Consider the following 13,469-nt stretch of genomic DNA (forward strand, 5'->3'; position numbering starts at 1 on the left):
CCCGCTCACGACGGCTCTCCCAGCGCGGCGCGCACCTGCGGCACGGTCAGCCACTCCTGCGGGGCGAGGATCTTCGCGGTCTGCGGGGCGAACGCCGGGGACGACACCACCACCTGCCGGGTCTCCCCGTCCGCGACGATCTCCCCGTCGGCGAGGATCACCACCCGGTGCGCCAGCTCGGCGGCGAGCTCCACGTCGTGGGTGGCCAGCACGATCGCGTGCCCGTCGGCCGCGAGACCCCGGAGCACCCCGACCAGCCGGGCCTTCGCCGCGTAGTCCAGGCCGCGGGTCGGCTCGTCCAGGAGCAGCAGCGGGGGCCGGGCGGTGAGCACGACGGCCAGGGCGAGCGCGAGGCGCTGGCCCTCGGAGAGATCACGGGGGTGGGTGTCGTCCGGCACGCCCGGCAGCAGCTCGGAGACCAGCGCCCGGCAGCTGCCCGGGGCGGCGCCCGCGTCGCCGTCGGCCGCGGCGCACTCGGCGGCGACGGTGTCCGCGTACAGCAGATCGCGTGGCTCCTGCGGTACCAGACCGACCCGGCGCACCATCTCGCGCGGCTCGGTGCGGTGCGGGGTCCGGCCGCCGACCAGGACGGTGCCGCTGGTGGGCTCGACCATGCCGACGAGCGTGGCCAGCAGGGTGGACTTGCCCGCGCCGTTGCGCCCCATCAGGGCGACGGTCTCGCCGGGGGCGACGGTGAGCGTCACCCGGCGCAGCGCCTCGACGCGCCCGCGCCGTACGCCGAGCCGCTCGACCCGGGCCGTGGCACCGGCGACCGGCCCGGGAACGTCGGCGGTGCGCGCGCCGCGGCCCAGCAGCCGGGCCAGGGCGCCGCGCCGGCACGGGGGAGGCGGCCGGGGCGGGAGCGGCCACCGGATCCGGGGCGGGAGCGGACACCGGTTCCGGGGCGGGCGGGCGCACCGACGCCAGCCGCGCGCGCAGGTCCGCCGCCCGGCGCCGCGCGTCGCGGACCGAGAGCGGCAGCGGCTTCCACCCCGCCAGCCTGCCCAGCGCGACGACCGGCGGGTGGACCGGAGAGACGGCCATGACGTCCGCGGGCGCGCCCATGACCGGGGCGGCGCCCGGCGACGGCAGCAGGATCACCCGGTCCGCGTACTGGACGACCCGCTCCAGCCGGTGCTCCGCCATCAGGACCGTCGTACCCAGGTCGTGCACCAGCCGTTGCAGCACGGCGAGGACCTCCTCGGCCGCCGCCGGGTCCAGCGCGGAGGTCGGCTCGTCGAGGACCAGGACCTTCGGGTGCGGGGTGAGCACGGAGCCGATCGCGACCCGCTGCTGCTGGCCGCCGGAGAGCGTGGCGATCGGCCGGTCGCGCAGCCCGGCGAGCCCCAGCAGGTCGAGGGTCTCCTCGACCCGCCGCCGCATCACGTCGGGGGCGAGCCCCAGCGACTCCATGCCGTACGCCAGCTCGTCCTCGACCGTGTCGGTGACGAAGTGGGAGAGCGGGTCCTGGCCCACCGTGCCGACCAGATCCGCGAGTTCACGCGGTTTGTGGGTACGGGTGTCGCGCCCGTCGACCGTGACCCGGCCGCTCAGCGTGCCGCCGGTGAAGTGCGGCACCAGGCCGGACACGGCACCCAGCAGCGTGGACTTGCCGACCCCGGACGGGCCGACGAGCAGCACCAACTCGCCCTCGGGAACGGTCAGATCGACCCCGGTCAGGGTGGGGTGCTCCGTTCCCTCGTAGCGCACCGAGACCTGCTCGAACCGGATCACTGGAACTCCTTGGAATACGGGTCGCCCGCCGACGGCGGCACGGGCGCCACCACCGCGGGCAGCAGCCCGATCAGCACCGCCGCCGCGGGCCACAGCGGAAGCACCGGCGCGACCAGCGGCACCACCCCGGGGTGCAGCGCCTCCCCGAGGACCCCGCCCGCCCAGATCATCGCCACCGCCACCGCGACCCCCGAACCCGCCACCAGCCAGGCCCGCGCACCCCACCGGTCGGGCCGGTAGCGGGTACGGACCGAGCGGGCCCCGCCGAGCCGCAGCCCGGCCATCGCGGCGACGAGCCCGGCGATCAGCAGCGGCAGCCCGTACCCGGCGCCCTGCGCGGCCAGCAGCCCGTACGTACCGGCGCACACGCCGAGCAGCCCGCCGAGGGTGAGGACGTTCGTGGTGTGCCGGACAGCGGGCGGGACCTGCGCGGTGCGCCCGTACCCCCGCGCGTCCATCGACGCCGCCACCGCGACCGACCGCTCCAGCGCGCCCTCCAGGACCGGCAGCCCGATCTGGAGGACCGCCTTGATGCCACCGGTCGGACGGCCCCGCAGCCGGCGCGCGGTGCGCAGCCGCATCACATCGGCGACCATGTTCGGCGCGAAGGTCATCGCGACGACGACGGCGACGCCCGCCTCGTACAGCGCTCCCGGCAGCGACTTCAGCAGCCGGGCCGGATTGGCGAGCGAGTTCGCCGCGCCGACACAGATCAGCAGCGTGGCCAGTTTCGCCCCGTCGTACAGCGCGAAGAGCAGCTGCTCGGCGGTGACCCGGCCGCCGATCCTGACCCCCTGTGCCCAGCCGGGCAGCGGCACCTCGGGGAGCGTGAACAGCGGATGGGAACCGGGGATCGGCGAACCGAGGAAGACGGAGAAGACCAGCCGCACGCCGATGACGAACAGTCCGATCCTGATGAACGCCCCGTACGAACGGGCCCACGGGGCATCCGTGCGGCGCGCCGCCACCACATAGCCGGCCACCCCCACCAGCAGCCCGAGCAGCAGCGGATTGGTGGTCCGGGAGGCGGCGGTGGCCAGGCCGAGCGCCCACAGCCACCAGGCGCCGGCGGGCAGCGCGTTGCTCCGGGTCGCCTCGGGGGCGCGCAGCGGACGGCGGCGCGCCAGGACCGCGGCGCCGGTCGGGGCGGTCATCCGCGGCGGCGGCGGGCCTGCACGACCGCGGCGATGCCGAGGAGGAGAACGGCGCCGATGCCGACGAGCACCCCGGCGGACGGGCCACCGCCGGAACCGCCCGAGCCGGTGGCGGCCGGTGACGCGGGTGCGGACGCGGCGGGCGTGGCGTGCCCGTCGCCGGAGACCTGCTCGCCGCAGCCCGAGGCCGGGTAGCCGGTGATGGCGCAGAGCATCGCGTCGCTGCTGTACCGCAAGGGCTTGGCCACGGCGGCGAGCGCCTCGGCCGCACTGGCGTCGGGGCTCACCCGCGCGCACGCGGTGCGCGGCGCGGGCGGTGTCTCACCGGCCGGGGCGTCCGAGGCCGTGCCCGGGTCGATGACGAGCGCGATCCGCTTGGTGCCGTCCTTGGCCGGGGTGTCCGCGCAGATCTCCGCGAAGCCGGGGGCGCGGCGTGGCTTCGCCGAGTCCTGGGAGTCCTCGCTCACCGAGAACCGGAAGCCCTCCACCGCGCCGTCGTCGGGCCGGACCAGGGACGGGCCCTGGGTGGCGTACGTCCAGCCGGAGCCGGAGCCCTCCCAGAACGACCAGTACCGGTAGCCGGCCGCCTGGGCCGGTCCCGCGCCGAGCACGGCCAGGACGGCGCCCAGGGCCACCAGCAGCGCGGTGGCCCTGGGCGCCCGACCCACAGCCGCCTGTCCCGCCCGCCTCACAGCTGCCTGTTCTTCCGGCGGCCGCTGATCAGGAAGAACGCGATCGCGGCGAGGACGAGGGCGATGCCGATGTACCACCACACGCCCCCGATCACATCGTCGCCGCTGTGGACCTGGTCCTTCTCGGTGGCCTCGTACCCGGTGTCGGCGGAGGGGTCGGGCGTGACGACGGCGGCGGGCTCGGGGCCAGCCGCGTTCAGCCGGGCGACCAGGTCGACGCCGCCGAAGTCGCGGGCGTCGTTGCCGGTCGCGTGGGCGGCCAGGATCAGCTGGGCGTACGCGGCGGGGCCGTTCTGCCCGGCCCAGTCCGTGGAGTTCTTCTCCAGCCAGGCGATCGCCCCGGCCGCCTCGTCCTGGTGGCCGGAGGCGGACAGCGCGACGACCGCGTCGGCGGTGTTGCCGAAGTCGGGCTGGGGGGTGGTGTCGGTGGCACCCGGCATCGGCGCCTGGTTCAGGTGGCCGCTCCCGGCGAGGGCGCCGGCGAGGTAGTGGGCGCCGTTCTGGGCGGCCTGCTCGGGCGTGAGGCCGGAGCCCGGGTGGCAGGCGGGCGCCTTGCCCGCGGCGTTGTTCCCGACGGCCATCGCCTTGCCCATGGTGCCGAGCACGGCGGCCGCCGTGGCGTCCGCGTTCGCGGTGAGCTTCCCCTTCTTGTCGGGCTGGTACGCGAAGGCACCGCCGTCCTTGCCGCCGCACGGGATCGCGAGCGCGAGCAGCGGGTCGTAGGGGGTCTTGCCGCCGGGGGTCGTGATGTCCGCGAGCCGCTGTCCCTGCCGGGCGAGGGCGCCGATCACCAGGGAGGTGGAGTTGGCATCGCTGGGCGCGCCGGCGGTGTAGCCCCAGCCGCCGTCCTCGTTCTGCACGGACTTCAGCCAGCGCACCCCGTTGTTCACGATGTCCCGGTGGCCGCCGACCTCGACCAGCGCCTGGGTGGCGGCCGCGGTGGCGTTGGTGTCCAGCACCGTCTTCGCGTCGCACGGCTTGGAGACATCGGGCCGGAACGCGGCGTAGGCGCCGTTGGCGCACTGCTGGCCGATCAGCCAGTCCACCGACTTCCCGGCCGGGGTGACACCTTCGAGCCGCTGGGCGAGGAACGCCATCGACTGCCGCCACACCCCGTCGTAGGTGGGGTCCTTCGTGCCGTACAGCCCGGCGGGCAGCGCGGCGGACGGCGAGGGCGACGGGGACGGCGCGGCGACCGCGACCGGCGCTGCGGCCGCGCAGAGCACGGCGGCGGTGGCGGCGAGCGTTGCTGCGCTGCGGCGTACGGTCATGGCGGGCGGGGGCCTCTCCTGTGGGACGAACCGGGCACAGGCACGCTCAGGCACCAGGCTCCGGCTCCGTATTACCTCGACGGTGCCGACCACCGGGAATCGGTGGTGCGAGCCGGTCACGACCGCGGACAGGGCATTCCGGCTCACCGTCTCCGAGACGGTTCACGGCTGCGTGGTCAGTGCCGGATTCGCACCGGCTTCCCCCTGAACGGGCATGATGACGACCCGCACACTCTACCGGGCGGTTCCGGACGGACCCCGGGGCGGCTTCGGCCGGGGCGGCCGGGAGGCCTGGTCGCCACGGGGCCATGCGGCCACGCGGCCGGGCGGCCATGCGGAAAACCCACTGGCGGGCCCGGCCCCGCACGGATGACCATGTCCCGCATGAATGATCACCCCGCACGCTGGAGCCAGGCGACCGTCTACCCCGACATGTGGGCCGACCCGGACGACGACCCCCGCAACAAGGACGGCGACAGCCCGGACGGCGAGCTCCCGACGCTCCAGGACTTCCTCACCGACTACCGCCTGACCCTGCGGATGAAGTGCGACGGCCTGGACGCGGAGCAGCTGGCCCGCCGGTCGGTCCCGCCGTCGACGCTGTCGCTGCTCGGTCTTCTCCGGCACTTCGCCGAGGTGGAACGGGACTGGCGCAACTGGATCACCGACGGTGAACCGCTGCCGAAGCTGTACGGCAAGCGGGACGCGGACTTCGACGGAGCCGTCGCCGACCAGGCCGTGGTCGACGCCGCCTACGCCGACCTGGAGCGCGAGCAGGCCGCCACCGACGCCGTGCTCGCCGGGTACCAGGACCTGGGCGAGCGGCTGGGGAAGGACCGGATCTCGGTCCGGGAACTGCTGGTGCACCGGATAGAGGAGTACGCCCGCCACTGCGGGCAGGCCGACCTGCTGCGCGAGTGCATCGACGGAAGGGTGGGCCAGTGAGGTACGGGCGGTGAGCCGGGCGGGGCGGGACAGGACGGCCCGCCCCGCCCGGCTCACCGCTCATACCGCGAGGTACGTCACCGGCTCGCTGCCCGGCACCGCCTCCGCGCGCCCGAGCTTCACCAGCCGCCGCAGATGTGCCTCCGCCTCCGAGACCGCGATGTTCCGGGAGCCGTGCGGGATCTGCTCCCAGGGCCGGTTCCACTCCATCCGCTCGGCCAGCTCCCACGGCGTCAGCGGCTCCGCCAGCAGCCCGAGCAGCCCGGTCAGCCGCTCCTCGTGATGGCCGAGGAGCTCCCGTACCCGCCCCGCCGCATCGGTGAAGGCGTACTGATGGGCGGGCAGCACCTCGGCGGCCCCGAGCCTGCCGATGCGCTCCAGCGAGTCGAGGTAGTCGCCGAGGGGGTCGGTGGCCGTCGCGTCGTCCGGGTCCTCGTACAGCCCGATGTGGGGGCTGATCCCCGGCAGCAGATGATCGCCCGAGAAGAGTCGCCCACGGCCCGGCAGATCCGCCGGATGCTCCTCCTCCAGATGCAGGCACACATGCCCCGGCGTGTGCCCCGGGGTCCAGATCGCCCGCAGCCTGCGCCCGGCCAGATCGAGCAGCTCGCCGGGCACGATCTCCCGGTCCGGCAGCGCGGCCCGGGACCCCGGCAGGGTCCGTGTGCGGCCCCCGTCCGCCGCGGCGGCCCGCAACGGCGCGAGGTGCTCCTCGGGCGCGCCGACCGCGGTGAGCTTGGCCGCGAGGTACGTCAGCCACCTGCCGGGTTCGGACTCGCGGGTGCGGCGCACGATCGCGGTGTCCGCCGCGTGCATGGCGATCCAGGCCCCCGAGGCCTCCCGCACCTGCCCGGAGAGCCCGTGGTGGTCGGGGTGGTGGTGGGTGATGACCACCCCGTGGATCTCCGCCATCTCCGTACCGACGGCGGCGAGTCCGGCGCCGAGCGTGTCCCACGCCTCGGGATCGTCCCACCCGGTGTCGATCAGGACCGGCCCGCGGTCGGTGTCCAGGACGTGTACGAGGGTGTGGCCGAGCGGATTGTCCGGGATGGGCACCTTGATGCTGTGCACGCCCCCGCCGTGGTCGGTCACCTGGGCCGTCCGTGGTCCAGCGAGGGGACGCCCCGCTCCGGCGGGGTGGGGGATCGCTTCCTTGGACTGCTCCGACATCAACTGCCTCCATGGATCTGCACGGTTGAGCTGTGTCACGGGCGAGGACGTGACGGGACCTGTCGCGTGTGTACGGCGATCACGTCGGCGCAGTGAACGTCATCAGCAGGGCCGGCTGCGTCGCCTCCACTGTAACGAGAACTTGTTTCAGTAGTAGCCCTGGTCGACCATCTCTTGCGGCGCGGCTCGCGCGATGCTCCGTGGGAGAATGCCGCGCATGAACGATGCGGCTACGACATCCATGGCCCGGCAGGTGAGCCGGCGATGGCGTGACCGGGAGGCGCCCGACGGGGACTGCATCGTGTTCGCCGACGGCTCTCTCGCGGTGATGGATCTGCTGGTCATGCAGGTGCCCGACCGGCCCGACGATCCGCGGGCGGAGAGCTGGCACTGGAACGAGGTGCTGCGCGCGACCGAGTGGAGCACCGACGGTTGGGTGGAGGTCGACTCCGCGCTCGCCACGCACACCTACGGGGGAAGCCGTGCCTGGGCGGGAGAATCGGCCCACCACGGATCCATCGGCTGGGTCGCGCTGACCCGGGACGACGACGGGAGCACCCTGGAATGGCTCGCCGTCTCCAGCTGGTCCAATCCGTTCTCCCGGGTCACCCTGGACGACACCGCGGTGACCGCGGTCAGTACCGCCGGCCGGATCTGGACCTTCCCCCGTGAAGCGCCCCAGAAAGTAGAGATCACCAACGACCCGGCGTACCCGGGACATCGCCGCTGAACGCCTCGCCTCCCCCCGTGCCGACCATTTCCATGATGTGCCGTCAGGCGAGCCTGCGCGAAAGGGCGTTGCGCAAGGCGGTCGCGGAACCGATCCGCTGGTGACCCGGGCGGACACCGTCGCGGCCGTGGACTCCTGGAACTGGAACTGGTATCAGTTCTGACACAGAGTCAGATGCCGGGTCGGGTACCGATCCGGGCAACGCGCCGGGCCGCGGGAGGCAGCAGCCATGACCGAGCTTGTCGAACACGGAAAACTGTTCATCGGCGGGGAGTTGGTCGACCCGTTGGGCCGGGACGTGATCGAGGTCGTCTCGCCCCACACCGAACAGGTCATCGGCCGGGTGCCGCACGCCTGCGAGGCGGATGTGGACCGGGCCGTCGCCGCCGGGCGGCGGGCGTTCGACGAGGGACCCTGGGCGCGGATGAGCCTGGACGAGCGGATCGCGGTGGTGACCAGGATCAAGGACGGGTTCGCCGTGCGGTACGAGGAGATCGCCCGGGTCATCAGCTCGGAGAACGGCACCCCGTACACATCGAGCGTCATGGTGCAGGCGCTCGCCGCGATGATGGTGTGGGACTCGGCGATCACCGTCGCCCGCGACTTCCCGTACGAGGAGCGGCGGACCGGGGCGCTCGGGCCGCTGCTGGTGCGCCGGGAGCCCGTCGGGGTGGTCGCGGCCGTCGTGCCGTGGAACGTGCCGCAGTTCACCGCCGCCGCCAAGCTCGCCCCCGCGCTGCTGGCCGGCTGCTCCGCCGTGCTCAAGGTCTCGCCCGAATCCCCGCTGGACGCCTACATCCTGGCCGAGATCGCCGCCGACGCCGGGCTGCCGGAGGGGGTGCTGTCGATCCTCCCGGCCGACCGCGAGGTCAGCGAGTACCTGGTCGGGCACCCCGGCATCGACAAGGTGTCGTTCACCGGGTCCGTGGCCGCCGGGCGCCGGGTGATGGAGGTCGCCGCGCGCAACCTCACCCGGGTCACCCTGGAGCTGGGCGGCAAGTCCGCCGCCGTGATCCTCCCCGACGCCGATCTGGACGCCGCCGTCGCGGGCATCGTCCCCTTCGCCTGGATGATCAACGGCCAGGCGTGCGTGGCCCAGACCCGCATCCTCGTGCCGCGCTCCCGCTACGGCGAGACGGCCGAGGCGTTCGCCGCCGCGGCGGGTGCGCTGAAGGTCGGCGATCCGCTGGACCCCGCCACCGAACTCGGCCCCCTCGTCGCCCAGCGCCAGCAGCGGCGCTCGCTCGACTACATCCGGATCGGGCAGGACGAGGGCGCCAAGATCCTCACCGGCGGCGGCCGTCCGGCGTCCCAGGAGCGCGGCTGGTACGTCGAGCCGACCCTCTTCGGGGACGTCGACAACTCCATGCGCATCGCCCGCGAGGAGATCTTCGGCCCCGTCATCTGCCTGCTGCCGTACGGCGACGAGGACGAGGCCGTACGGATCGCCAACGACTCCGACTACGGCCTCAGCGGCAGCGTCTGGACCGCCGACACCGGACACGGCATCGACATCGCCCGCCGGGTCAGGACGGGCACGTACAGCGTGAACACCTTCAGCCTCGACATGCTCGGCCCGTTCGGCGGGTACAAGAACTCCGGCCTGGGGCGGGAGTTCGGCCCCGAGGGGTACGGCGAGTACTTCGAGCACAAGATGATCCACCTGCCGGCCGGATACGGGGAGGCGTGATGGGGGACCGCTGGGCCGTCGAGGTCGACCGGGGGGTCTGCATCGGTTCCGGGATGTGCGTGAACCACGCCCCGGGCCGGTTCGCGCTGGACTCCGCCCGCCAGTCCCGCCCGGTGGAGGCGGAGACCGACGCCGACGAGAAGGTCCTCACCGCCGCCGAGGGCTGCCCGGTCGAGGCGATCACGATCACCCTGAGCGGCTCGGACGAGGTGGTGTTCCCGCCGGAGGAGTAGGCGGCGGGCAGCTCGTGCCCGAGCGGGCGAGGCGGAAGCCCACATCGTCGACGCGGAACGTCGGGTGGCTGCGGCGGCGGGCGGAGGCGCGGCAGCTCCAGTGCTCGTCGAACCAGCCGCCGCCGCGCAGCACCCGGTAGGTGCCGTACACCTCGGCGTCGTAGACGTCCCAGCACCAGTCCCAGACGTTGCCCAGCATGTCGTGGAGGCCCCACGCGTTGGGGAGTTTGCCGCGCACCTCGTGGACGCGGTCGTGTGCGTTGTCGCGGTACCAGGCGATCTCGTCGAGCTCCCCGTGGCGCGGCCCGGTCGTGCCGGCGCGGCAGGCGTGCTCCCACTCGGCCTCGGTGGGCAGCCGGTAGCCCTCGGAGGCCGCGTCCCACTCGATGTTGTCGTCCTCGTCGGCCGGGAGGCGGTACGCGGGCGCCAGCCCCTCGCGCAGGGACAGGGCGTTGCAGAACCGCACCGCGTCCCACCAGGACACGGACTCGACGGGCAGCCGGTCCCCGCGCGCGGCGCTCGGGCGAAGGCCGGTGACGTGTGCGTACAGGTCCTGGGTGACGGGGACGGACGCGAGTCGGTACGGGGCCAGTCCGACCGCCCAACTGCGCCGCGTCCGCCGGTCCGTCAGCGTCACCGTTCCCGGCGGGATGTCGACCAGTTCGGTTCCCGTGCCCGTATGCGCGTCCATGACCAGGGACCTTAGCGTCGCCGCCCGGGAACCGGACGGGCGCCGGCGCGTCCCCGCACGAGGCCGGCCCGTACCGGAACGCATCCGGTACGGGCCGGCCCCTCGATTCCGTGCTGTCGGGATCAGCTCAGCGCCTGGAGGCCCAGCCGGCCCTCGGTGCCCACGGTGACCCCGCTGCCCGGGACGTCCGGGTAGAAGCGGAGCCGGTCATCGCTCCCGGTCGCCCAGAGACCGGCCCCGGAATCTCCGCCCGCATCCGGGGCGGCCGTGAGCAGCGGCCGGTCGGTGGGGGACCAGCCGGTGTCGAGGACGACGGACGCCGACTCGGAACCGAGCCCCTCGCCGGAGTACCCCGTGCCTTCGAAGAGGCGCAGCTGACCGGTGTTCCTGTCGCGGGCGATGAGGTCCACGTGCCCGTTCCCGGTGCGGTCACCCGGCGCGACGAGGTCGTAGTCGGCCCAGGGGCCCTCACCGAGCAGGACCGGGTCCCGGTCCATGTCGAGGTAGTGGGCCGGGGAGCCGAAGTACAGCCAGAGCCGGTTGCCTTCCTTGACCAGGAGGTCGGGGAAGCCCGGAGCGTCCGCCGTGCCGTCGCCGTCGGTGTCCTGCGGCCCGTCGACGTCTCCGATCGCGAGGATCTGGTCGGCCGCTGCCCAGTGGTTGTTCCGCTCGTCGAACACCTGGAGTTGCTGTGTGCCCTCGGTACAGGGCGGCGACTGCTCGTCGGCCTGTTCGCCGGGGCTCGTGCAGGCGAAGCCCGTTCCGTTGTTGGGGAACAGGTACAGCGACTTCCCGCCGTCGCCGGGAAGCGCGGCGATCAGGTCCTCGTAGCCGTCCCCGGTCCAGTCACCGCGACGGGTGAGGGTGGCACCGTCGAAGTCGGTGCTCGCGGCCACGGTGGCAGCTCCGACGCGGCCGTCCCCCTGGCCTGGGTAGAGCACCAGTTCGCCGTTGGCGCGTACACCGTAGAGGTCGGCGACTCCGTCGCCGTTGAGGTCTCCGGGCCCGTCCGGGGCTGCGGGGCCGTCGACCCAGAATCGGTACTGGGTGAGGTCCGACCGGTTCCCGGCGGCGTCGAGGCTGCGGACGTTCAGCGTGTGCGGTCCGGCCGTCGGCGGAACGAGCGTGATCCCGCCGTCCTTCCTCCCGTCGCCGTCGAGGTCGGCGGTGGGCGCGACGGAGCGCGGGCCGGAGGCCCAGTCCGTCCAGTACTCGTACGACGTCACGTCGTCGACACCGCCGTCGCCGACGACGAACGTGCCGGGCTTCCGGACCTCTCCCGTCTCCTGCGGTCGGCCCTCGGAAGCATCGGGGAAGTCGGTCGACTTGACGGTCGGCGGTGCGCTCGGGCGGTCGGGGTCGAAGACGAACCGGCATCCGGGCCCGTCGGCGGCCGGTGCCCACGCGGAGTGGGAAGTGCTGTCCTGCGCCCGGACCCGCCAGGAGAAGTTGCCGTCGGCGACGGTGAGGTACTGCCGCAGTGTGTCCTTCGGCACCCTGAGCGAGGCCGCTGTCCCGGAAGTCGCCGAGACCTCGGCACTGACGATCAGGGCCCCGTCGGGGTCTTCGTCGGGATGATGGCCCGTCGCCCACAGGTCGAACCGGGCGTTCAGCGTGCCGCCGTCGGGGTCGCCGATCTCGGCGTTGAGCGTCACGTCCGTGTTGCCGATGGAGACGAACGGGGCCGAGGTCGGGCAGCCGCCCGAGCCGGGGCTGGTGTCCAGGCCGGTCGGGACGTCGGGCACGGTGTTGTGCCCGGTGGACGGCACCGCCGATTCGGCGTCGGACTTCTCCCGGCCGTACGTGTCCGAGCCATCGGCCGCGCGGAGGCCGGGCGTGATGTCGGGCCGCTCATTGCCCGCGGGCTCCGTGACTCCGGACGTCACGTCGAGGACGGGAGACTGGTTGCTTCCGGGCGTTCCTCTGTCCGGTGAGCCGCCGGACGCCTCCGCGTGCTGCGCGAGCGCAAGCGCGAGCACCAGTGCACATGCAAGCGAAGCGGTCGCGCTCTTCTTATTTATTTGTCTATTTTTCCCTCTGGGACATCGCATGAGTGAGACCCCCTTCTGGCCTGGTCGATATGCACCTTAGGGCGTGTAGAAAACGTGAGGAATATGGATGCAGCGTGTCGTTGACGGCTATCCGGGTCGAGGATGCATGGCTTGAAAGTGCCCGTTGAGGGCGTGCCATCTACTGTAAAAATGGGATAAAAGTTCCCATATTTCCCTCTGAGGCTGGCGCATGAGCGTCGATGGTTTCCCGCTTCTTGACGTGGGTGATGTGAAGGTCCGCCGCTCGGCCGCCTACGCGCGCGTCGCCGTCCAGCCCCGGTCGTCGAGGCCGGTCAGTACCGCCGCCACGAACTCCCTTCGTTCGTCGCCGTGTTCGCGGAACCACAGGCCCAGCTGGTGCGAGGCGTCCGGCAGGTCGAACCGGGTGTACCGGGCGCGCGCGGCCAGCGCTTCCTGTACCGCCTCGGTCACCGCGGGCGGGATCACCTCATCCGTGCCCGGTACGGCGAGCACCGCCCGGCCCTCGTACGCCCGCAACGCGTCGAGCGCGGGCGCCTCCCGCCAGCTGTCCGGCCGCCGGATGATCCCGCTGAACCGTCCGTTCCCGTTCCCGAAGGGCTCGTTCCACGCCTCAGCGGCGTACACGGCGGGCGCGCACAGCCCCAGCGACACCACCCGGTCCCCGTAGTGCCGGGCGAGGTCGGCCACCGTCTGCCCGCTCATGCTGAACCCCACCAGGACCAGCGGCGCGTCCGGTCCCGCGTGGGCCTCGATCACGGACATGGCCTGCTCGAACCTTCGACGCAGGCTCAGTTCGCCGAGTTTCCCGGTGCTTTCGCCGTGCCCGGAGAAGTCGAAGGCGACCGCGCGGCAGCCGTGGGCCACGAACTCCCGTGCCAGCGGCAGCAGTCGCTCCTTGCTGCCGGTGCCCGCGCCGTGCAGCAGTACGGCGGTGCCCCCGGACGGCTCACCGCCGTACACACCGCTGAGCCGTTCACCGTCGTGGTCGTGGGTGAAGTCGGAGAGCATGCCGCCCATTCACTCACGGACGGCCTCCGTCCCGGTGGGAGGGGGTACGGCGTACGCCGGGTTCCCGCGAGGGGTGCCGGGGTGATCCCATTGCGCCGGAAATTAACCCAGATTTCTT

At 73.1% G+C, this 13,469-nt stretch carries 10 protein-coding genes, 2 pseudogenes and 1 riboswitch; of the genes and pseudogenes, 4 read left to right on the forward strand and 8 right to left on the reverse strand.

The genetic code is table 11. The features are described from left to right. Window positions 1-5: 5 nt before the first annotated feature. From GA0115234_RS18550 to GA0115234_RS18565, 4 genes and pseudogenes are all read right to left on the reverse strand, one after another. Window positions 6-1,734: pseudogene (locus GA0115234_RS18550) on the reverse strand (ABC transporter ATP-binding protein). Further along, window positions 1,731-2,888, reverse strand: a complete 1,158-nt coding sequence (locus tag GA0115234_RS18555) for an energy-coupling factor transporter transmembrane component T (protein ID WP_093543024.1) — start codon at window positions 2,886-2,888, stop codon at window positions 1,731-1,733. Before GA0115234_RS18555 ends, GA0115234_RS18550 begins: the two are co-directional and overlap by 4 nt. Continuing rightward, complete coding sequence (locus tag GA0115234_RS18560) at window positions 2,885-3,556, reverse strand: SCO2322 family protein (RefSeq protein WP_093543025.1); 672 nt, start codon at window positions 3,554-3,556, stop codon at window positions 2,885-2,887. Before GA0115234_RS18560 ends, GA0115234_RS18555 begins: the two co-directional genes overlap by 4 nt. A gap of 20 nt (window positions 3,557-3,576) precedes the next feature. Further along, complete coding sequence (locus tag GA0115234_RS18565) at window positions 3,577-4,851, reverse strand: hypothetical protein (protein WP_093543027.1); 1,275 nt, start codon at window positions 4,849-4,851, stop codon at window positions 3,577-3,579. A 109-nt stretch (window positions 4,852-4,960) separates the two neighbouring features. Further along, window positions 4,961-5,095, reverse strand: a riboswitch (cobalamin riboswitch). 140 nt (window positions 5,096-5,235) lie between these two features. On the opposite strand from GA0115234_RS18565, the gene GA0115234_RS18570 reads away from it, so the two are divergent. Then, window positions 5,236-5,796, forward strand: coding sequence for a DinB family protein (locus tag GA0115234_RS18570; RefSeq protein ID WP_093543386.1), 561 nt, complete (start codon window positions 5,236-5,238; stop codon window positions 5,794-5,796). 60 nt (window positions 5,797-5,856) lie between these two features. Here GA0115234_RS18570 and GA0115234_RS18575 read toward each other — a convergent pair whose 3' ends face one another. Then, window positions 5,857-6,966, reverse strand: a complete 1,110-nt coding sequence (locus GA0115234_RS18575) for an MBL fold metallo-hydrolase (RefSeq protein WP_237541502.1) — start codon at window positions 6,964-6,966, stop codon at window positions 5,857-5,859. Between the two features lie 217 nt (window positions 6,967-7,183). Here GA0115234_RS18575 and GA0115234_RS18580 point away from each other — a divergent pair, with 217 nt between their 5' ends. The 3 genes from GA0115234_RS18580 to GA0115234_RS18590 all read left to right on the forward strand — a co-directional run bounded on the left by GA0115234_RS18580 (window position 7,184) and on the right by GA0115234_RS18590 (window position 9,619). Further along, window positions 7,184-7,696, forward strand: a complete 513-nt coding sequence (locus GA0115234_RS18580) for a hypothetical protein (protein WP_093543029.1) — start codon at window positions 7,184-7,186, stop codon at window positions 7,694-7,696. Window positions 7,697-7,925: 229 nt separating this feature from the next. Then, window positions 7,926-9,386 carry an aldehyde dehydrogenase gene (locus tag GA0115234_RS18585; RefSeq protein WP_093543031.1) on the forward strand — a complete coding sequence of 487 codons (1,461 nt, stop codon included), beginning with the start codon at window positions 7,926-7,928 and terminating at the stop codon, window positions 9,384-9,386. Next, the gene (locus tag GA0115234_RS18590; RefSeq protein ID WP_093543033.1) at window positions 9,386-9,619 is read left to right on the forward strand and encodes a ferredoxin; all 234 of its coding nucleotides are present in this window, start codon (window positions 9,386-9,388) and stop codon (window positions 9,617-9,619) included. Before GA0115234_RS18585 ends, GA0115234_RS18590 begins: the two co-directional genes overlap by 1 nt. Here GA0115234_RS18590 and GA0115234_RS18595 read toward each other — a convergent pair. From GA0115234_RS18595 to GA0115234_RS18605, 3 genes and pseudogenes are all read right to left on the reverse strand, one after another. Beyond that, window positions 9,573-10,310 (reverse strand): formylglycine-generating enzyme family protein, encoded by a 738-nt coding sequence (locus tag GA0115234_RS18595; RefSeq protein WP_093543034.1) that lies wholly within the window; start codon window positions 10,308-10,310, stop codon window positions 9,573-9,575. The genes GA0115234_RS18590 and GA0115234_RS18595 overlap by 47 nt on opposite strands. Window positions 10,311-10,432: 122 nt before the next feature. After that, window positions 10,433-12,196 carry an FG-GAP repeat domain-containing protein gene (locus GA0115234_RS18600; protein ID WP_256088746.1) on the reverse strand — a complete coding sequence of 588 codons (1,764 nt, stop codon included), beginning with the start codon at window positions 12,194-12,196 and terminating at the stop codon, window positions 10,433-10,435. A 423-nt stretch (window positions 12,197-12,619) separates the two neighbouring features. Further along, window positions 12,620-13,351 (reverse strand): annotated as a pseudogene (locus tag GA0115234_RS18605) (alpha/beta hydrolase); the annotation flags it as partial. Between the last annotated feature and the right edge of the window lie 118 nt (window positions 13,352-13,469).

Origin of the sequence: Streptomyces sp. DvalAA-43 (assembly GCF_900091725.1) — a bacterium.
Classification (GTDB): Bacteria; Actinomycetota; Actinomycetes; order Streptomycetales; family Streptomycetaceae; genus Streptomyces; species Streptomyces pulveraceus.

Excerpts from the sequence above, each read along its gene's own strand:
- GA0115234_RS18570 (WP_093543386.1), top strand. The coding sequence starts at position 5,236 with ATGAATGATCACCCCGCACGCTGGAGCCAGGCGACCGTCTACCCCGAC.
- GA0115234_RS18575 (WP_237541502.1), bottom strand. The coding sequence starts at position 6,966 with ATGTCGGAGCAGTCCAAGGAAGCGATCCCCCACCCCGCCGGAGCGGGG.
- GA0115234_RS18580 (WP_093543029.1), top strand. The coding sequence starts at position 7,184 with ATGAACGATGCGGCTACGACATCCATGGCCCGGCAGGTGAGCCGGCGA.
- GA0115234_RS18590 (WP_093543033.1), top strand. The coding sequence starts at position 9,386 with ATGGGGGACCGCTGGGCCGTCGAGGTCGACCGGGGGGTCTGCATCGGT.
- GA0115234_RS18595 (WP_093543034.1), bottom strand. The coding sequence starts at position 10,310 with ATGGACGCGCATACGGGCACGGGAACCGAACTGGTCGACATCCCGCCG.
- GA0115234_RS18585 (WP_093543031.1), top strand. The coding sequence starts at position 7,926 with ATGACCGAGCTTGTCGAACACGGAAAACTGTTCATCGGCGGGGAGTTG.
- GA0115234_RS18555 (WP_093543024.1), bottom strand. The coding sequence starts at position 2,888 with ATGACCGCCCCGACCGGCGCCGCGGTCCTGGCGCGCCGCCGTCCGCTG.
- GA0115234_RS18565 (WP_093543027.1), bottom strand. The coding sequence starts at position 4,851 with ATGACCGTACGCCGCAGCGCAGCAACGCTCGCCGCCACCGCCGCCGTG.